This window comes from Blastococcus sp. SYSU DS0617 (assembly GCF_054051075.1).
On record NZ_JBJHAO010000009.1, the window covers coordinates 54,468 to 72,850 of the forward strand.

Annotated in this window: 17 protein-coding genes; 7 read left to right on the forward strand and 10 right to left on the reverse strand. The window is 74.2% G+C overall.

The window, feature by feature from the left end; translation table 11 throughout:
- Window positions 1-31: 31 nt before the first annotated feature.
- Both ACI793_RS11780 and ACI793_RS11785 read right to left on the reverse strand, forming a co-directional pair.
- A complete protein-coding gene (locus tag ACI793_RS11780; RefSeq protein ID WP_456606657.1) occupies window positions 32-2,995 on the reverse strand; it encodes a UPF0182 family membrane protein in 2,964 nt (987 codons plus the stop codon).
- Window positions 2,996-3,157: 162 nt separating this feature from the next.
- Window positions 3,158-4,180, reverse strand: coding sequence for a YlbL family protein (locus ACI793_RS11785; protein ID WP_456606555.1), 1,023 nt, complete (start codon window positions 4,178-4,180; stop codon window positions 3,158-3,160).
- 103 nt (window positions 4,181-4,283) lie between these two features.
- Between ACI793_RS11785 and ACI793_RS11790 the strand changes: the two genes are divergently transcribed.
- A complete protein-coding gene (locus ACI793_RS11790) occupies window positions 4,284-5,636 on the forward strand; it encodes a zinc-dependent metalloprotease (protein ID WP_456606556.1) in 1,353 nt (450 codons plus the stop codon).
- A 61-nt stretch (window positions 5,637-5,697) separates the two neighbouring features.
- Here ACI793_RS11790 and ACI793_RS11795 read toward each other — a convergent pair whose 3' ends face one another.
- On the reverse strand, window positions 5,698-6,393 hold the full coding sequence (locus ACI793_RS11795) for a M48 metallopeptidase family protein (protein ID WP_456606557.1): 696 nt from the start codon (window positions 6,391-6,393) through the stop codon (window positions 5,698-5,700).
- A 389-nt stretch (window positions 6,394-6,782) separates the two neighbouring features.
- Between ACI793_RS11795 and ACI793_RS11800 the strand changes: the two genes are divergently transcribed.
- The 3 genes from ACI793_RS11800 (at window position 6,783) to ACI793_RS11810 (ending at window position 9,586) form a co-directional block, all read left to right on the forward strand.
- Window positions 6,783-6,935 (forward strand): DUF5679 domain-containing protein, encoded by a 153-nt coding sequence (locus ACI793_RS11800; RefSeq protein WP_012950213.1) that lies wholly within the window; start codon window positions 6,783-6,785, stop codon window positions 6,933-6,935.
- 121 nt (window positions 6,936-7,056) lie between these two features.
- Window positions 7,057-8,109, forward strand: a complete 1,053-nt coding sequence (locus tag ACI793_RS11805) for a ThiF family adenylyltransferase (RefSeq protein WP_456606558.1) — start codon at window positions 7,057-7,059, stop codon at window positions 8,107-8,109.
- A 151-nt stretch (window positions 8,110-8,260) separates the two neighbouring features.
- The gene (locus tag ACI793_RS11810; RefSeq protein ID WP_456606559.1) at window positions 8,261-9,586 is read left to right on the forward strand and encodes an ABC1 kinase family protein; all 1,326 of its coding nucleotides are present in this window, start codon (window positions 8,261-8,263) and stop codon (window positions 9,584-9,586) included.
- Between the two features lie 120 nt (window positions 9,587-9,706).
- On the opposite strand, the gene ACI793_RS11815 is transcribed toward ACI793_RS11810, so the two are convergent.
- The 4 genes from ACI793_RS11815 to ACI793_RS11830 form a co-directional block, all read right to left on the reverse strand.
- Window positions 9,707-9,961, reverse strand: a complete 255-nt coding sequence (locus ACI793_RS11815) for a hypothetical protein (protein ID WP_456606560.1) — start codon at window positions 9,959-9,961, stop codon at window positions 9,707-9,709.
- Window positions 9,958-10,326 (reverse strand): WhiB family transcriptional regulator, encoded by a 369-nt coding sequence (locus ACI793_RS11820; protein ID WP_456606561.1) that lies wholly within the window; start codon window positions 10,324-10,326, stop codon window positions 9,958-9,960. Before ACI793_RS11820 ends, ACI793_RS11815 begins: the two co-directional genes overlap by 4 nt.
- Window positions 10,327-10,465: 139 nt before the next feature.
- Entirely contained in the window at window positions 10,466-10,774 is a 309-nt protein-coding gene (locus tag ACI793_RS11825) for a hypothetical protein (RefSeq protein ID WP_456606562.1), read from the reverse strand.
- Between the two features lie 156 nt (window positions 10,775-10,930).
- The gene (locus ACI793_RS11830) at window positions 10,931-12,940 is read right to left on the reverse strand and encodes an ATP-dependent helicase (protein ID WP_456606563.1); all 2,010 of its coding nucleotides are present in this window, start codon (window positions 12,938-12,940) and stop codon (window positions 10,931-10,933) included.
- A 153-nt stretch (window positions 12,941-13,093) separates the two neighbouring features.
- Between ACI793_RS11830 and ACI793_RS11835 the strand changes: the two genes are divergently transcribed.
- From ACI793_RS11835 to ACI793_RS11845, 3 genes are all read left to right on the forward strand, one after another.
- Entirely contained in the window at window positions 13,094-13,360 is a 267-nt protein-coding gene (locus tag ACI793_RS11835) for a mycoredoxin (RefSeq protein ID WP_456606564.1), read from the forward strand.
- Between the two features lie 7 nt (window positions 13,361-13,367).
- Entirely contained in the window at window positions 13,368-13,949 is a 582-nt protein-coding gene (locus ACI793_RS11840) for an ANTAR domain-containing protein (protein ID WP_456606565.1), read from the forward strand.
- 185 nt (window positions 13,950-14,134) lie between these two features.
- Window positions 14,135-14,596: a uridine kinase gene (locus tag ACI793_RS11845; RefSeq protein WP_456606566.1), complete on the forward strand. Its 462-nt coding sequence runs from the start codon at window positions 14,135-14,137 to the stop codon at window positions 14,594-14,596.
- Between the two features lie 12 nt (window positions 14,597-14,608).
- On the opposite strand, the gene nudC is transcribed toward ACI793_RS11845, so the two are convergent.
- The 3 genes from nudC to ACI793_RS11860 are packed head-to-tail and all read right to left on the reverse strand — an operon-like array spanning window position 14,609 to window position 18,248.
- On the reverse strand, window positions 14,609-15,583 hold the full coding sequence (gene nudC, locus ACI793_RS11850) for an NAD(+) diphosphatase (RefSeq protein ID WP_456606567.1): 975 nt from the start codon (window positions 15,581-15,583) through the stop codon (window positions 14,609-14,611).
- Window positions 15,580-16,941 carry a M16 family metallopeptidase gene (locus tag ACI793_RS11855; RefSeq protein ID WP_456606568.1) on the reverse strand — a complete coding sequence of 454 codons (1,362 nt, stop codon included), beginning with the start codon at window positions 16,939-16,941 and terminating at the stop codon, window positions 15,580-15,582. Before ACI793_RS11855 ends, nudC begins: the two co-directional genes overlap by 4 nt.
- Window positions 16,938-18,248, reverse strand: coding sequence for a M16 family metallopeptidase (locus tag ACI793_RS11860; protein WP_456606569.1), 1,311 nt, complete (start codon window positions 18,246-18,248; stop codon window positions 16,938-16,940). Before ACI793_RS11860 ends, ACI793_RS11855 begins: the two co-directional genes overlap by 4 nt.
- Between the last annotated feature and the right edge of the window lie 135 nt (window positions 18,249-18,383).

Below are 18,383 nucleotides of genomic sequence, written 5' to 3' on the forward strand. Positions count from 1 at the left end.
CACGGTCGCAGAGCCTCCCCTCCCCCGTGCATCAGCCGCCGCCCGAACCCTCGGCCTGCGCCGACTGGTAGGCGCGGACCGCGGCGTCGAGGTCCTCCAGTGCCTGCCCCTGCTCTGCGAAGGAACCGCCCTGCTGGGCCTGGCGCAGCCGGTCCAGCGCCGCGTTGATGTCGTCCACGGCCTGCTCCGTGTCCGGGGTGGCCGCCTCGCCGCCCTCGTCGTCCTCCGGGAGCGGGACCGGCGACGGATCCGCCGGCGTCTCCTCCCCGGGAACGTCCTCGTCCTCCGTCACGTCGTCCGGCACGGCATCGGCGTCGGAGGCGACCACGCCGGCACCCGGACCGAAGACCTGGTCCAGGGCCTCGGCCAGGGTGTTCGCGTAGCCGATCCGGTCACCGAAGTTGACCAGCACCCGCTGCAGCAGCGGGAAGCCGCTGTCGCCGGCGCCCTCCACGTAGAGGGGCTCGACGTACAGCAGGCCGGCGTCTCCGATGGGCAGGGTCAGCAGGTTGCCGAACACCGCGTTCGAGTTGTCGCTCTCGAACAGGGTCAGGTCCGGGCGGACCTGGTTGTTCGTGGTGAACGAGTTCTGCACCTGGCCCGGACCCCGGAACGGTGTGTTGCCGGGCAGCTGCAGCACCTGGACGTCCCCGTAGGTCTCCGGTGCGCTGGATGCCGAGACGAACGCCGAGAGGTTGTCCCGCTCGAACGCGTTCAGCGCGCTGGTCAGCTGGAAGCTGGCCTCGGGATCACCCGGCCGCTGGGCGAGGATGTAGTACGGCGGCTGGTTCTGCTGGGTGTCCTGCGTCGGGTCCTCGGGGATCTGCCACCGGTCACTGCCCTCGTAGAAGGTGATCGGCTCGTCCACGTGGTACCGGGTGAGGATGTCTCGCTGGACCTTGAACAGGTCCTCGGGGTACCGGACGTGGCTGACCAACTCCTCGGACGCCTCGCTCTGCGGCTGCACCACCCCGGGGAAGGCCTTCATGTAGGTCTGCAGGACCGGGTCCGGGTTCTCCTCCTGGTCCCAGGCGTACAGCGTGATCGTGCCGTCGTAGGCGTCCACGGTGGCCTTCACCGAGTTGCGGATGTAGTTGAACGTGTCGTTCGGCAGCGCGGTCGTGCCCGTGCCGGTGAGCGCGTCGGCCGCGGCCTCGCCCAGCTCCATCTGCTCGGAGTAGGGGTAGGAGTCCGACGTCGTGTAGCCGTCGACGATCCACACGACCCGCCCGTCGACGACCGCGGGGTACGGGTCGCCGTCGACCTCGAGGAAGGGTGCCACCTTCTCGACCCGCTCACGCGGGTCGCGGACGTAGAGCACCTTCGACTCCTCGTTCACCGCGCTGGAGAGCAGGAAGTTGCGTTCGCGGTAGTAGATGGCGTACGTCAGCTGCCGGAAGAAGCTGCCGACCGACACCCCGCCCTCGCCGTCGTAGGTGTTGTTGATCTGGCGGTCGTCGGAGCCACCCTCGGGCAGGTCGAACTCCCGGGGCTCGGCGCCCTCGGGGGCGCCGACCACCGAGTAGTCCTCGATCAGCTCGCCGTAGTAGATCCGCGACTCGTCCGGCACGATCTCGCCGCGGACGGGCAGGTCACGGGTGGTGAAGTTCGGCTCGCCACCCTCGGTGCCGGCCACCACCTCGTTCGCCGGGGCGGCGACGAAGCCGTTGCCGTGGGTGTAGACCGTGTGCCGGTTGATCCAGGTGCTCTGGTTCTCCGACAGCCCCGCGCTGTTGAGCTCGCGGACCGCGACGACGTAGTCGCCGGTCTCGCCGTCGAGGGTGTAGCGGTCGATGTCGAGCTTCTCGGGGAAGCCGTACACGTTCCGGATCTGCTGGCGTGCGGTGAAGGTGTCGGTCAGCACGTTGGGGTCCAGCAGCCGGGCGTTGGGGATCGTCTCGGTGTCGTTCCGCAGCTCGGCGAGCGCCACCTCGGGGTCGACCTCGTCGCCCGTCGTCTCCTGCGCGTAGTTCACGTACTCGACCTCGTCGAGGCCGTACGCCTGCCGGGTCATCTCGATGGCCCGCTCGATGTAGGGGGCCTCGCGCTCGTTGGCGCTGGGCTTGACCACGAACTGCTGCACGATCGCCGGGTAGGCCACGCCGATGACCAGGCTGGACGCCAGCAGCAGCACCAGGGCCGCCGCGGGCAGCAGGAGGTTGCGGACGAGCACGTTGGCGAAGAAGGCGATCGCGCAGACCGCGGCCACGAACACGAGGATCGTCTTGGGCACCAGCAGGGCGTTGACGTCGGTGTAGCTGGCGCCGATGAACACGTCACCGCGGTCGGAGTAGACCAGGCCGTAGCGGTCCAGCCAGTACGCGACCGCCTTGAGCGCGACGAAGAGCCCCAGCAGCACCGAGATCTGCACCCGTGCCGCCGAGGTCAGCTTCTGGCCGGGGGTCTGCAGCCGCAGGCCGCCGAACACGTAGTGGGTCAGCAGCGAGCCGATCAGCGCCAGGATCACGATGGCGAAGCCGAAGCCCAGCACGAGCCGGTAGAAGGGGTACTCGAACACGAAGAAGGACAGGTCCAGGCCGAACTGCGGGTCGGCCTGGCCGAAGTCGGTGCTGTTCCGGAAGGTCAGCCAGGTCTCCCAGCTGCCCTGCGCGGCGAAGCCCGCGAAGAGTCCCAGGACGACGGCGGCGGCGGTGAGCACCAGGCCGGCGCGCGGTTCCAGCGACTGCCGGTAGCGCTCGAGGTTCTGCTGCTCCAGCGACATCGGCCGGAAGGTGGGGCGGAACCGGTAGGCGAGGTAGATCGCCAGAGCGGTCAGCCCACCGGTCGCCACCGCTGCCACGGCGAAGAGCAGGGCACGGCTCTGCAGCTCGGTCCAGAAGACCTCGGTGTAGCCGGTCTCGTCGAACCACAGGTAGTCGACGTAGACGTTGGTCAGCGAGCCGATCACGGTGAACAGCACGAGCAGCACGGCGATGGCGCCGAGGACCAGCTTCGCGCGGCGCGACAGCGTCGGCACCGGCACGGGGGGCCGCATGGCCACGAGCGGTCTCCTTCGGTTACGGGTCGTCAGGTGCGGATCCGGTGGTGCGGCCACAGCCACGGCCACCGACGAGGTGGAGGCGCCCGACCCTCGGCGCCGCCCCTGCTCATCCCAGCACAACGCTCCAGGCACGCCGGGGTTCCCGGGCGCCCCGCCTCAGCAGCCGGCGGGGGTGCGCCCGGCCCTCAGGTCCTCCAGCGCGGTGAGTGCGTCGTCGAGCGTCGCGACCTCCGCCAGCGGGAAGCCGGGGTCCTCGGCGGCGAGCGCCTCGGCGCAGTTGCCCGCCGGGACGAGGAAGAGATCGGCGCCGATCTCGCGGGCGGCGACCATCTTCAGCGGGATGCCACCGATGGGCCCGACGTTCCCGTCCGCGTCGATCGTGCCGGTGCCGGCGACGAGGGCCCCTCCGGTCAGGTCCTCGCCGCCCACGAGGTCGAGGATGCCCAGGGTCAGCATGAGCCCCGCCGACGGGCCGCCGACGTCCTCCACCTGGATGTCGATGTCGAACGGCGCGGAGGGCTGCTCGAGCACGCTGACCCCGAGCGCGGAGCCCTCGCCCTCCTCGGCGGCGCGCGTGGTCACCGTCGTGCTCCCCGGAGTGCCCAGCCTCGTGTACTCGACCGTCACCACCGTCCCCGGCGGGATCGAGGACAGGACGGAGTCCAGCGCGGCGAAGTCCGGGGTCGGGCGGCCGTCGACCGACTCGATGGCGTCCCCCTCCTGCAGCAGCGACTCCGACGGCGAGCCCTCCGGGACGGTCCGCACGACGACCTTCCGCGGGAAACCGAGACGTCCCAGCGCCACGGACTCCGCGGCCTGCTCGGAGGTCAGGAACGCCCGGCGGTTGACCTCGCGGGTCTCCTCCACCGTGCGGTCGGGCGGGTAGACCGACTCCTCGGGCACGACGGCGATCTCGTCGTCGAACCACCCGCGGACCGCCTGGACCAGGCTCAGCCCGCGGCGCCCCACGCCCACCGTTGTCAGGTTGAGGTTGCCGTCGACGTCGTTCCGCTCACGGCCCTCGATCGCGATGATCGGCTCGCCGTCGATCTCGCCCAGCGTGTTGTAGGTGGGGCCGGGTACCTGGGCGACGTACGGCACCGGCAGCGTCGTGCCGAGCAGGCCGAAGATCACCAGCAGCACGCCACCGGCGCTCAGGACGGCGTTGCGACGGGTCACGACGGGCGAGCTTAGAGCGGATCCCCGCTCTCCGGCCCGGGAGTGCGCTGTGAGCGGAGCGCTCCCGGCCCCTCGGGGAAGATCACGCGTCTACCGTGGACGCATGAGCGACGTGCCCTTCGGTTTCGGTGTCCCCGACCGCGATCCCGATCGCCGTGACGGCGGCGGGGACAACCCGGGCGGGAGCGATCCGTTCGGCCTGGGTGCGCTGTTCGGCGGCATCGCCGGCGGCGGCTCCCCCGAGGACGTGCTGGGCAAGATGCCGCTGTTCGCCGAGCTGCAGAAGCTGATGAACTGGTCCGGCGGCCCGGTCAACTGGGACCTCGCACGGCAGAGCGCCATCAGCCAGCTGGCCGCCGGCCACCAGCCCTCCTCCGACGGCGAGCGCACCGCCGTGGCCGAGGCACTGCGGCTGGCCGACCTGTGGCTGGACCAGGTGACCGAGCTGCCGTCGGGCGTCGAGCGCACGGCCGCGTGGTCGCGGGTCGAGTGGGTGGAGCAGACCCAGCCGGCCTGGGCCGAGCTGATCGATCCGCTCGCGGAGAAGGTCGTGGCGGCGATGACCAGCGCGCTGCCGCAGGAGGCGGCCATGAGCTTCGGCCCCATCGCCGGGATCATGGGCCGGATGGGCGGGATGATGTTCGGCGCCCAGGTCGGGTCGGCGCTGGGCAAGCTCGCCGACGAGGTGCTCACCAGCACCGACGTCGGCCTGCAGCTGGCCCCGCCCGGCACCGGCGTGCTCGTGCCGCAGAACGTCGCCGCGTTCGCCGCCGGGCTCGACCGCCCGGCCGACGAGGTGCGGCTGTTCCTCGCGCTCCGCGAGGCCGCGGCCCAGCGGTTGTTCGCGCACGTGCCCTGGCTGCGGCAGCAGCTGCAGGACGCCGTCCACGCCTACGCCCGCGGCATCACCATCGACCGCGACGCCATCGAGCGCGGCATCTCCGAGGCCATGGCGGGCGGCGGCATCGAGGGCCTGGACCCCAACGATCCCGAGAGCATCCAGCGGCTGCTGGGCAGCGGGGTGCTGGAGCCGGAGGAGACGCCCGAGCAGGCGATGGCGCTGCGCCGGCTGGAGACGCTGCTCGCCCTCGTCGAGGGCTGGATCGACACCGTCGTCGCGGCGGCCGCGAAGGACCGGCTGCCCGGCCACTCCGCCCTCGCCGAGACGATGCGCCGTCGCCGTGCTACCGGCGGACCGGCCGAGCAGACCTTCGCGACCCTCGTGGGCCTCCAGCTGCGCCCGCGCCGGCTGCGCGACGCCGCGACCGTGTGGGCGGCCATGACGCAGCAGCACGGCGGCGCCGATCGCGACCGGCTGTGGAACCACCCCGACCTGCTGCCGACGTCGGACGACCTCGACGAGCCGATGGACTTCGTCTCCCGCCAGGGCCTGGACGACGAGCTCGAGGCGCTGACCGACGGCGACGCCGAGCGGGAGAAGCCCGAGGAGGACTGAGCGCGGCCCGCGCGGGCCACCGCCCCGAGCCTTCGAGGCGCGGGGCGGAAGAGGTCCTCCGTCAGTCGACGAGGTCGGCGTCCGACACCTCGTCGGCGCCGGCCGCGCCCGCGGTGTTCGCCAGCTCGACGCCTTCGAGGAAGCCGCGCGCCCGCTCGGACCGCGGGTAGCGCGCCACGAGAGCCCAGAACCGCTCGTCGTGGCCGGGTTCGAGCAGGTGGACCAGCTCGTGGACGAGCACGTAGTCCACGACGTACTCGGGCATCGAGCGCAGGCGGCTGGACAACCGGATGCTGCGGTCGGCCGGGGTGCACGACCCCCACCGCCGCTGCTGGTTGTCCACCCACCGCACCGACGCCGGCTCGGCGAGCCCGTCCAGGTGCGCGGCGGAGAGCGCGCGGGCCCGGATCATCAGCTCGTCGTCGCCCCCCAGCGACCGGCGCCGCCGCTCCTCGCGGGTCTGGAGCTTGGCGACCATCTGGGCCACCCACCGGCGTTCCTCGGCGGGGCTGAACGCCGCCGGGATGAGCACGACGGTGCGGCCGCTCTCCCGGTAGGCGGTGACGGTGCGCCGGCGGCGGGCGCTGCGACGGACCTCGACGACGGACCCGGCGTCCCCACCGGCGAGCGGTACGGCAGCGCCGTCCCCGCGCCCGCGGCCCCGCGCCACGGGCACGGCACGGTCCGCACCCGGAGGCAGCGGCGGGACGCCGGAGAACTCGGGGTGTGCGGAGGCGTCGGGGGGCGGTCCGTGCACGGGGGAACCGTAAGCCACTCCACCGCCTGCGCGCCCGCCCGGAGACACCCTCTCGGGTACAGGTCGCACGGACGGTGGACACGGCACGGACGCACTGGGTCACCACTCGGCCCGACCGGGACGTTCCACAACCCGCCGGAGGGTGTCCGTGCAGGTCGGGCGGCATGCGTCGCACACCCGGGGGACGTTGTCCCCCGCTCGCCCCCCGCCCGCACACAGGGACACGCCGACGGTTCCCCACGTGCTCCACAACGTTGTCCACAGGGTGTGGGAAGTCGGCGGTCGGCCGAGGGCCGCCGCCGGTATCGGGACGCGCCGACACGGGTAGCGTGCCTGCGCAACGACGCCCGGCACGCATGCCGAGGCGCCCCTGAGGCGAGGAGATCCCCGTGGCTGAGAGCTACAACGGCTACTGCGTGAAGTGCAAGGAGAAGCGCGACTTCGACGGCGAGGTCAAGGTCAGCGAGTCCGGTCGCCGCATGGCCCAGGGCACCTGCCCGGTGTGCGGGACCAAGATGAACCGGATCCTCGGCAAGGCCTGAGCCGGGCTCTGCACGGCCGACCACGGCGGCGCTCCCCCAGGGGGCGCCGCCGTCGTCGTTCCGGGCGCCTGCCTGTGGACGGAGGGTCCGGCACGTTCCCCGGCGCTGTCACGCTCCCCCGGTGAGCGACACCGCCCGCCCCCTGCTCCCCTCCTCCGTCCCGTTGCTGCGTTGCGGCGCCGACTCCCTCCAGATCGGCGGCGTGGACTCGACCGACGGCCTGCTGGTGAGCCCGCACCCGGACGGGCTGGCCGCGCTGCTGCGCAGCCTGGACGGGCGACGCGTGCAGCGCGCGGTGCTCGCCGACGCGGCGCGCCAGGGCCTGGATGCCGACGCGGTGACCGCCGTCCTCGACGGCCTGCGCGCCACCGAGCTCCTGGTGGACGTCGACGCCGCCGACCTGCTGGCCACCGACGCCGGGCCGGCCGCCGTCGCCCGCCGCGCCGCGGAGACGCCGCCGCCCGGCGGCTGGCGTGCCCGGCGCGCCGCCGTCGTGGTCGTCGACGGCGCCACCCGGGTCGGCACGCCGCTGGCCGCGGTCCTGGCGGCCAGCGGCGTCGGCCGGGTGAGCGTCCGGGACACCGGCCTGGTGGCCGCGGGGGACGCCGTCGTCGGTGGGGCCACCGCCGCGGACGAGGGGCGCCCCCGGCCCGTGGCCGCCGCCGACGCCGTGCGGCGGGCCAGCCCGCTGACCGACCTCCGCCCCCTGACCGACGGCGCCGTCCCGGACCTCGTCGTGCTCGCCCGCCCGTGGGCCGCCTCCGATCCCACCGCTGCCGGCTGGTCGCGGGCCGGCGTGCCGCACCTGGTCGCCACCGTGCGCGGGGCCACCGGTGTGGTCGGGCCCCTCGTGGTGCCGGGGGTCACCAGCTGCCTGCGCTGCGCCGACCTGCACCGGCGCGACGCGGATCCGCGCTGGCCGTACCTCGCTGCGCAGCTGACCGCTGCCGAGCCGCCGCCCAGCGGCGCCACGGTCACCTGCCTGCTCACCGCGGTGACCGCCGCGGTGCAGGTGCTCGCCTACCTGGACGGCAGCGCCGCCCCGGTCGCGCTGGATGCGACCCTGGAGCTGGCTCCGCCCGACCTGGTTCCGCGGGTGCGCCGCTGGACGACGCACCCGGAGTGCGGCTGCGGCCAGCGCGCGGACCCCCGGGCAGGGGACAATGACCCGTGAGCGCGCTCGCGGGTTCGCCCGAGACGCCTCCGCGCTGCCGCGGAGGCCGGGCACGGCGCCGACGAGGAGGACACGTGAGCGAGCTCGCGAGCTCACCGACGGGCAGAGCACTCCCACGAACGCGGCTGACGAGCGCCAGCGAGGAGGACGCGTGAGTGACGACGACCGACCGGTGATGCCGCGGGGCTCGGTCTCCCGGACCGCGCGGCTGGCCTCCCTCCCCCTGGGGGCCGCGGGTCGGGCCACCCTCGGGCTGGGCAAGCGGCTGTCCGGCCAGTCGGCCGACGCGGTCTCCGCGGAGTTGCAGCAGCGCACCGCCGAGCAGCTGTTCGCCGTCCTGGGCCAGCTCAAGGGCGGGGCCATGAAGCTCGGGCAGACGCTGTCGGTCTTCGAGGCGGCGGTCCCCGAGGAGATGGCCGCCCCGTACCGCGAGGCGCTGGTGAAGCTGCAGGAGGAGGCGCCGCCGATGCCGGTGCGCACCGTGCACGCGGTGCTCGCCCAGCAGCTCGGCGGCACGTGGCGGGAGCGGTTCAAGGAGTTCGAGGACCAGCCGGCCGCGGCGGCGAGCATCGGCCAGGTGCACCGGGCGACCTGGCGCGACGGCCGCGACGTCGCGGTGAAGATCCAGTACCCGGGCGCGGCCACCGCGCTGATGGCCGACCTCAACCAGCTCAGCCGCTTCGCCCGGCTGTTCGCCGTCCTCTTCCCGGGGATGGACGTCAAGCCGCTCATCGCCGAGCTCAAGGCGCGGGTCGTCGAGGAGCTGGACTACAGCCTGGAGGCCGACGCCCAGCGCGGCTTCGCCGCCGCCTTCACCGACGACCCGCAGATCGTCGTGCCCCGGGTGGTCGCGAGCGCGCCGAAGGTGATCGTCTCCGAGTGGCTCGAGGGCACGCCGCTGTCGCGGATCATCGCCACCGGCACGCGGGAGCAGCGCGACCGCGCGGGTGTGCTGATGGCGGTGCTGCACTTCTCCGCGCCCCAGCGGGCCGGGCTGCTGCACGCCGATCCGCACCCCGGCAACTTCCGGCTGCTGCCCGACGGGCGGCTGGGCGTCATCGACTTCGGGGCGACGGCGCGGCTGCCCGACGGCCACCCCGAGCCCATCGGCCGGCTGCTGCGCTGGGCCCTGGAGGGCAAGGCGGACGAGGTCCTGGCCGATCTCCGGGCCGAGGGCTTCGTCCTGCCCGGCGCGCAGATCGATGCCCAGGGTGTGCACGACTTCCTGCGACCGATGCTCGATCCGATCGCGCAGCCCCGGTTCCACTTCACCCGGGCCTGGATGCAGGAGCAGGCGGCTCGCGTCGCCGACCCCCGGCTCGAGGCGAGCCGGCTGGGCCGGCAGCTCAACCTGCCGCCGGCCTACCTGCTCATCCACCGGGTGACGATCGGTTCCATCGGTGTCCTGTGCCAGCTGGACGCCGAAGGCGGCTACCGCAGCGTGCTGGAGGAGTGGCTGCCGGGCTTCAGCGGCTGACGCCGGGCTCCCCCTGCCGCGCCGAGTGGGGCCCGGAGGGTTCCGCGCAGGCGTGGCGGACGCGCTCGGCGCAGCAGGGGGACGGCCGTTGGCCGCGGTGCGGTCCGGAGGACCGCGATCTCAATAGACCGATGCGCTGAGACGGGCGGCGCGGCGCACCGCCCGCTCCGCGCGGCGGGCCGCCTTGCGGGCCCGGTACAGCCGGTGCGCGCGCGAGGCGACCAGCGCCTCCTCCTGCATCTCGCGCATTCGGCTCTGGGCCAGTGCGTGCTCGTACATGTGCATGACCGGTTCCTCGGTTCTCGATGTCGATCTGGGTGTGGATGTGGGTGCCTGCGCCGGGACGGCGCGGGCCAACTGCGCTGCGGTGCTCATGCGGCGGTCACCTTGCGGGGACGGCCGCGGGGCCGCTTGCGCGCGATGACCACCCCGTGGTCGAAGATCTCGCCGCCCCAGACGCCCCAGGGCTCGCCCCGGTCCAGGGCGCCGGCCAGGCAGGCGTCCCGGAGCGGGCACGTGGTGCACAGCGCCTTGGCCTGCTCGAGGACCGTCGGGCTCTCGGCGAACCAGAGCTCGGGGTCCTCCTCGCGGCACGGCACGGGGCGCCGCACCGGCGCCGGGGACAGCGGTGGCGTCGGCCACCGGCGGGGTGGGTGGGGTCCGTACGGCGGCGTCGTGCCACCGGTCCCGGACAGGCCGGTCCGGCGGTGGGACGTCGCGCGCTCGATCGTCTGCGGCACTGCCGCTCCTCCTCGTGCTCGTCGTCAGACGGCCGGCGGTGGCCCGCCGACCGAAGTCGGGGCCGGGTGCCGCGGAGAAACGAAGAGGCCGCGGATCCCGGGTTCGGGTTCCGCGGCCTCGAGGAGGACCGGCGAGCGGTTAGCTCTGCGGTCTCCCCGGGGGGTGGATCCCGAGGGTGGTGCCGTTGTTGTCGGTGGTCGTGCTGAGCGAGGCGGCGCCGGCGACGGCGAGTGCCTGCAGGAAGGACTTGTGGTTCACGCCGCGCTCATCGATCGGACGCAGGCGGGCGGCGACGGGCAGACCGCTCCCCTGGATCGGAGCTGCGATGGGCGCCATGACGACCGGGGTGCCGCCGAGGACGGCGGAGGAGCATGCGTACCGGGACACGCCGATGCGGCCCGGGCCGGAGAACCCGGCGGGGGCGTCGGTCCACGTCGTGCTGATCACGTCCACCCCTCCTTCCGGGTCGCGAGCGCGGCCGGTCGGCCGTGCTCGGGCTGGGTGCAGCTCGTGTGGGTCAGGACACTAGGGCGGCGTCTCCGACCGGGTCAATCCATTTAATCGGCACGTCCACCGATCAGGTCGGCGGCGGTGCCGCGGACCTCAGCCCGCGACGGCGGCGAGCACGTCCTCGCCGTACAGCTCGAGCTTGCGGGCGCCGATGCCGGGGAGCGCGGACAGCTCCCGCAGGTTCGCCGGCCGGGTCTCGGCGATCGCCTGGAGGGTCGCGTCGGTGAACACGACGTAGGCCGGCACCGAGGCCGCCTGGGCCGCCTGGCTGCGCCAGGCGCGCAGCCGCTCGAACAGCTCGCCGGCCTCGCCCTCCAGCACGACCTTGGGCCGCTTGGCGGCCTTGCGGGCCGGTGGCGCGGTGGGTCCGCTGTCGGGGGCCAGGCCGGTGAGGAAACGGCTCCGCGGCCGGGCCCGCTTCCCTCCGGGGTTGCGTGCCAGCGACCAGGAGAGGGTCAGCTGCTCGCGGGCACGGGTGATGGCGACGTAGAGCAGCCGCCGTTCCTCCTCCACCGCCTCGGGGCGCGACAGCGACTGGGCGATGGGGAGCACCCCGTCGACCAGGCCGACGACGAACACGGCGTCCCACTCCAGGCCCTTGGCCGCGTGCATCGACGCCAGCGTCACGCCCTGCACGGTGGGCGCGTGCTGCGCGTCGGCCCGCTGGGCCAGGTGCGTGACGAAGCCGGGGAGGTCCAGCGTCGGGTCCTCCGCCACCAGGTCGACGGCGAGGTCGACCAGCGCGGCGAGGGACTGCCAGCGGTCGCGGGCCGCTCCCCCGGCGGGCGGCCGGTGCTCGACCCACCCCGTGGAGGCGAGGACGTCGCGCACGGTGGGGACGAGCATGCCCGGCTCGCTGCCACCGGCGGCCGCGCCGCGCAGGAGCAGCACGGCCTCCCGCACCTCGGGCCGCTCGAAGAACCGCTCACCCCCGCGGAGGACGTACGGGACCCCCACGTCGGCCAGCGCCGACTCGTACACCTGGGACTGCGCGTTGATGCGGAACAGCACCGCGATCTCGCTGGCCGGCGTCCCCTCGTCGATCAGCGCCTTGCAGCGGGCCGCGACGGCGGCTGCCTCGGCGGGCTCGTCGGCGTGCTCGACGAAGCGGGGCTCCACGCCGTCGGCACGCTGGCCCAGCAGGCGCAGGCCGGGGAGCCCCTTGCGCCGCGGGGCCATGCCGATCAGCCGGTTGGCCAGGCCCACCACCTGGGGCGTGGAGCGGTAGTCGCGCTCGAGCTTGACGACCTCGGCATCGGGATAGCGGTCGGCGAAGCCGAGCAGGTAGTCGGGGTCGGCGCCGGTGAAGGAGTAGATCGTCTGGTTCGGGTCGCCGACGACGCACACCGCGGCGCGGCCGCCGAGCCAGGCGTCCAGCAGCCGCTGCTGCAGCGGGTTGACGTCCTGGTACTCGTCGACGACGAAGTGCCGGTACTGGTCCCGGACCGTGCGGGCGACGTCGGGATGGCCCTCGAGCGCGTAGGCGGTGACCAGCAGCAGGTCCTCGAAGTCCAGTGCCCCGTCGCGTTCCTTGGCCGACTCGTAGCTGGCGTACACCGCGGCGACGGCGGCGGCCTCGAACGGGGGCTCGCGACCGGCCGCCTTGGCGCGCGCCGGGTAGTCCTCCGGCGTCGCCAGGGTGGTCTTGGCCCACTCGATCTCGCTGGCGAGGTCGCGCAGGCTGGTCCGGTCGGTGGTGAGCCGGTTGCGCGCCGCCGCGGTCGCCACCACCCGCAGCTTGTTCTCGATCAGCGGTGGCATGGGGCCGCCCAGGACGCGTGGCGCGAAGTAGCGCAGCTGCCGCATCGCGGCGGCGTGGAAGGTGCGCGCCTGCACGCCGCCGACGTCGAGGGCGCCCAGCCGGGTGCGCAGCTCGCCGGCCGCACGCGCGGTGAACGTCACCGCGAGCACCTGCTCGGGGACGTAGACACCGGTGTGCACGCCGTAGGCGATCCGGTGGGTGATCGTGCGGGTCTTGCCGGTGCCCGCGCCGGCCAGGATGCACACGGGCCCGTTCACCGCCTGGGCCGCGGCCCGCTGCTCCTCGTCCAGACCGGCGAGGACGTCCTCCGCGCGGGACCCCGATCGGGTGGCCGCACTCATCGGATCCTCGCTCGCGTCACGCGCCGATCCTCCCAGCCGGCCCGACGTCGCGGGGAAGCATCCCCAGGACGGCCGCGTTGACCCCGACACGCCGAGCGGTACGCCCTCTCGGGGGCTGGACCCGCCACTGACTAGCAGGGAGACTCCACCGCGATGACCACCACCCCCGGCACCGACGTGACGATGTACACCACCACGTGGTGCGGCTACTGCGTGCGCCTGAAGAAGCTCATGCAGATGGAGGGCATCGGCTTCGCCGAGGTCGACATCGAGGCCGACCCGGCGGCGGCCGACCTGGTCATGAACGCCAACGGTGGCAACCGCACGGTCCCCACGCTGATCTTCGCCGACGGCACCGCGCTGACCAACCCCAGCATCGACCAGGTCAAGGCGCAGCTCGCCGCGGCCGCAGGAGCGTGACCCGCCGATGATCCCCGGTCCCCGCCCCTCGGACGGGCAGTCCCGCCCGCTCTCGGGGTCGGGTGACCCGGCCCATCGGCCCCTCGACCGCGGTCCCGCGCCCGTCGCGCTCACCCGCACGCCGGGGGGCTGGGTCGTCCGGTCGGACACCGGCAGCCACGCCGTCGGCGACGTCGTCGAGGGCATGTCGCTGGCCGACCTCATCTCCGAGGAGTTCGGCTCGCTGCCCGAGCCCGATCGCTCCACCCGCCGCTCCGCCCGCGGTGCCGTCGCCGCCGGAGCCACGCCGCCCGTGGTGGACGAGGCCGCCCTGCGGATCGCCGCGCTGGAGCGCACCGTGTCCCAGCTCGAGCACGCACTCGCCGCCCGGGTGAGCACCGAGCGAGCCATCGGGGTGCTCGCCGAACGGCAGGGCCTCAGCGTCCGCGCCGCCTTCGAGGCGCTGCGCCGGGATGCCCGCTCGCAGGGTCGGCCGGTCGCGGATCTGGCGCGAGCCGTCCTCGACGGGCTGCCGGTCGACGCACCGCCGGCGCCACCGGTCGCTGCCGGGCCGGCCGTCCCGGTCGCCGCGGCGGACGGTCGGTCCTGACCTCACCCGTTCCGCTCACCCCCGCCGCGCTGGCCGACCGGCTCGCCACGCTGCTGGCCGGCCGGCCACCGGAACCGGGCGCCGCCGCGCTGCGCGTCGCCATCGACGGCCCCGAGCTCGCCAGGCCCGAGAGCCTCGGCGAGGCGATCGCCGAGCGTCTCCCGGCTCTCGGCCGGGGCGCCGTCGTGGTCCGCGCCGACGGCTTCTACCGCCCGGCCTCGCTCCGTCTGGAGCACGGCCGCACCGATCCCGACGCGAGGTACAGCGACTGGCTCGACGCGGGAGCCCTGACCCGTGAGGTGCTGGCCCCGCTGGGGCCCGGCGGATCGGGCCGCTACCTCCCGGTGCTGTGGGACCTGGAGCGGGACCGCGCCGTCCGCGCGCGGCGGCAGCCGGCGCCGCCCGAGGCCGTCCTGCTGGTCACCGGCGCCCTCTTGCAGGGCATCGGGCTGCCCTTCGACGTCGTGGTCCACCTGCGGGTCGGCCCGGCCGCGCGCCGACGGCGCACGCCGGCCGACCAGGCCTGGGCGCTGCCCGCCTTCGACCGCTACGACGACGAGGTGGATCCGGTCGGCCTCGCCGACGCGGTGGTGCTGGCCGACCACCCCGACCGCCCGGCTCTCGTGCTCGGCGACCGCTGGGCCTGACGGCGCCGTCGCTCAGTCGTCGAACTCGCCGGTGAGCCAGCGGTCGATGACGTACCGGGCGATCGAGACCGCCGGCGGCAGGGCCGCGAGCTTCCCGCCGGCCAGCAGCTCGTCACGCGAGAACCAGCGGGCCTCCTCGATCTCCTCGGGATCCAGGACGAGCTCCCCCGCCTCCTCGGCCCGGGCGACGAAACCGAGCATGAGCGACTGCGGGAAGGGCCAGGGCTGGCTGCCCACGTAGCGCACGTCGGTGACGGTCAGCCCGACCTCCTCGGCGACCTCGCGGGCGACCGCGGCCTCGGCGGACTCTCCCGGCTCCACGAATCCGGCCAGGATCGAGAAGCGTCCCGGCGGCCAGATCGCCTGCCGGCCCAGCACCAGGCGACCGGCCCCGTCGTGGACCAGCATGATCACGGCGGGGTCGGTCCGCGGGAAGATGTCGGTTCCGGTCGTGGGGTCGCGCTGCACCCAGCCGGCCCGCTCGATGGTCGTCGCCGCACCGGTCAGCGGGCTGAAGCGGTTGCGCTCGTGCCACTCGACGATGCCGATGGCCTGGACCAGCAGGCCGGCGTCCAGGTCGTCCAGCACGGTGGCCAGGTCGCGCAGGCCGGTCCAGCTGTCGACCGGCTGCCCGCTCACGGTGAGGGCCCGCTCCCCCCGGACGGCGGCGTAGGGCACCCCGTCGGCCTCGCCGAGGAAGATCGCACCCGTGGGCAGCACGGGCTGCTCGTCCCACATCAGCCGCGGGCCCTCCCGCGTCTCACGCACGGGCACGGTGCGCTGCCCGTCGACCGTGAGCACCCGGACCGGCCGGCCGCCGGTGGGATCGGGCAGGGCACGCGCCAGGTGCGCCCGGTCGTGCGCCACCCGGGAGAGCACCGGCACCGAGCCGGTCGACGGCGTCGTGCCGTCCGGCCACGCGGCGGCCCGCCCCTGCGGCGGTGGCGGGTTGTCGGCCGGCGTGCTGCCGCCCGGGGGGACGGTCATGCGCCGGGCTCCCGGCGAACGGTCAGCGGGCCCAGCACGGCCAGCTGCGCCTCGACGGGACCTGCGTCCCCGACGACGACGGCGGTGAGTGCACCGGGGGCGAGGTAGCGGCGCGACACCTCCTGCACCTGCTCGACGGTGACCGCCTCGAGCGCCCGCTGGTGCTCGGCCAGCCACCCGACGGGCAGCCCGGCACCCACCAGGGCGGACAGCGTGCTCGCCAGGCCGGCGTGGGTCGCCGTCGACAGGGCCATGCTGCCCACGACGTACCGGCGGGCCGCGTCGAGCTCGGCCTCGGTGACCGGGGTCAGTGCCATGCGGCCCAGCTCGTACAGCGTCTCCATGAGCGCCGGGCCGGTCACCTCGGTGGCGACGTCGGCCTCGACGAGGAAGGACGCGTCGGCGGCCTGGTGCTCCACCGCGCTGCGCGGGCTGTAGCTGTAGCCACGACGCTCCCGGATGTTCTCGACCAAGCGCGAGGAGAAGTACCCCCCGAACACCATCGCGGCGAGCCGGACGGCGGCCAGGTCGGGGTCGGTGCGCCGGGGCGCGGGACCACCCAGCCGGATGTTGGACTGCACGGCTCCGGGCCGGTCGACCAGCTCCAGCACCGGGGCGTGCAGGGCGGTGGCCGGTGCGGACTCCGTGGCGCTCCCGGGAGCCGTCCAGCCGGCCAGCGCGTCGGCGACCGCGTCGGTGGCGGCGGCGGGATCCAGGTCGCCGACGAGCACCAGGGTGCTGCCGGCGGGCAGCACGCGCTCGCGGTGCAGCCGGCGGAGTGCCGAGCCGGTGACGCCCGACACCAGCGCCGCGTCGGGGAGCGTGACGGAGTACGGATGACCGGCGTAGCGGCGAGCGCTCAGCGCCACCCGGGCCAGCACGGCCGGCTGCGAACGGGCGATGGTGATCCGCTCCGCCAGCCGGTCGCGCTCCCCCTCGACCCCGTCGGCCGGATACGTCGCGCTGGTGAGCAGCTCGGCGAGCACCTCCAGGACCGGACGCAGACCCCCGGGCAGCAGGGTCGTCCCGAACAGCAGCCGGTCGCTGTCCGCGGACACCGACATCTCGGCCCCGTGGCTCTGCAGGAGCTCCGCGATGCCGGTCTGGTCGTGCGACGCCGTGCCCAGCAGGACGGCGCCGGACAGGACGGATGCCCGTGCGGTGTGCGCACCGGCGGACCGGGCGCTCGTCGCCGCGAAGGGCACCCGCAGCCGCAGCTCGATCAGGGGCACGCCGGGGCGCGGGACGACCACCAGCCGCAGGCCGTTGTCCAGCGTCGTCTCGGAGGCGGCGGGGACCGGCTGGGGCCGCGGGTCACCGAGCGGCGGGATCAGGGAGTGGTCCAGGGTGGCGGTCATGCCCGGCCTCCCGCCGGTCGCAGCTCCAGCACCGCGACGGTGCCGGGATCCAGGCCGCGAGCGGCGGCCTGCACCTGGTCGGGGGTGACGGCGGCCAGCCTCGCGGCGAGCTCGCCGGCCAGCTCGGCGCGGCCGTGGACCAGCTCCGCGGCGGCGAAGGCGAGCGTGCGGCCGAGCACCGAGTCGGCCTGCCGCAGCAGCTGCGCCTCGGTGCGTGCCTGCACGCGGCGCAGCTCGTCGGCGGGGACGCCGTCGGCGGCGACCCGCGCGATCTCCTCGTGCACGGCGGCGGTGACCCGCTCGACCGGCACACCGGTCGGGTGGTGGACCTGGGTGGTGAGCAGGGTGGCGTCCCGGACGTCGAAGGGGTCGCCGAACAGGCCGACGTAGCTGCTCTGCGCGATGGCGATGCGGTCGTCGTGGATCAGCCGGCGCTCCAGCCGGGAGGCGTCGCCCTCGCTGAGCAGCTCGGCCAGCAGCACCGTGCCGAGGTAGGAGTCGAAGTCGGCGACGGGGTCGGGCACCCGCCAGCCGAGGGCGACGGCGGGCGCGGTGACCAGCCGGTCCTCGACCACGGCGGAGCGCACCGAGGTGGGCGAGGGCTCGCCGGTGCGCGGGGTGGGCGGCACCTCCCGGGCGGCGATCGGGCCGAACCAGCGCTGCACCAGCCGCTCGGTCTCGGCGACGTCGAGGTCCCCGCCGATGCAGAGGACGGCGTTGCCCGGGGCGTAGTAGGTGGAGAAGAAGTCGGTCGCGTCGTCGACGGTCGAGGACTCCAGGTCGACGAAGGACCCGTAGCCGTCGTGGGTGTTGGCGAAGCTCTCGAACGCCACCTGCGGCAGCTGCAGCCAGGGGAAGGCGCCGTAGGGCCGGTTGAGGACGTTGACCCGGATCTCCTCCTTGACCACGTCGATCTGGTTGCGGAGGTTCTCCTCGGTGATGGCCGGTGCCGCCATGCGGTCGGCCTCGAGGAACAGCGCACGCTCCAGCGCCTCGGCCGGGAGCGCCTCGAAGTAGTTGGTGTAGTCCTGGTGGGTGGAGCCGTTGAAGGTGCCTCCGGCGGCTTGCACCAGGCGGGCGTGCGCCATCTTCGGGACGTTGGCCGAGCCCTGGAACATCAGGTGCTCGAAGAGGTGGGCGAACCCCGTGCGGCCCTCGGGCTCGTTGCGCATGCCGACGTCGTAGAAGACGCTGACGGCGACCACGGGGACGCTCCGGTCGGGGGCGAGCACCACGCGCAACCCGTTGTCGAGCGTGAACCGCTCCACCGGGTGCCGCAGGGTCAGTTCGGCACCAGCAGTCGTCACACCTCGACACTAACGGCGGGCGGCCACGCTCCGCCGTCCGGAGGGCGCCCTCGTCGTCCTCCCTCACCGCGCGGCGTCCTCCCTCACCGTGGGCGCTGAGGGAGGACCCTCCAGGATCAGGTCACCTGATCCCGG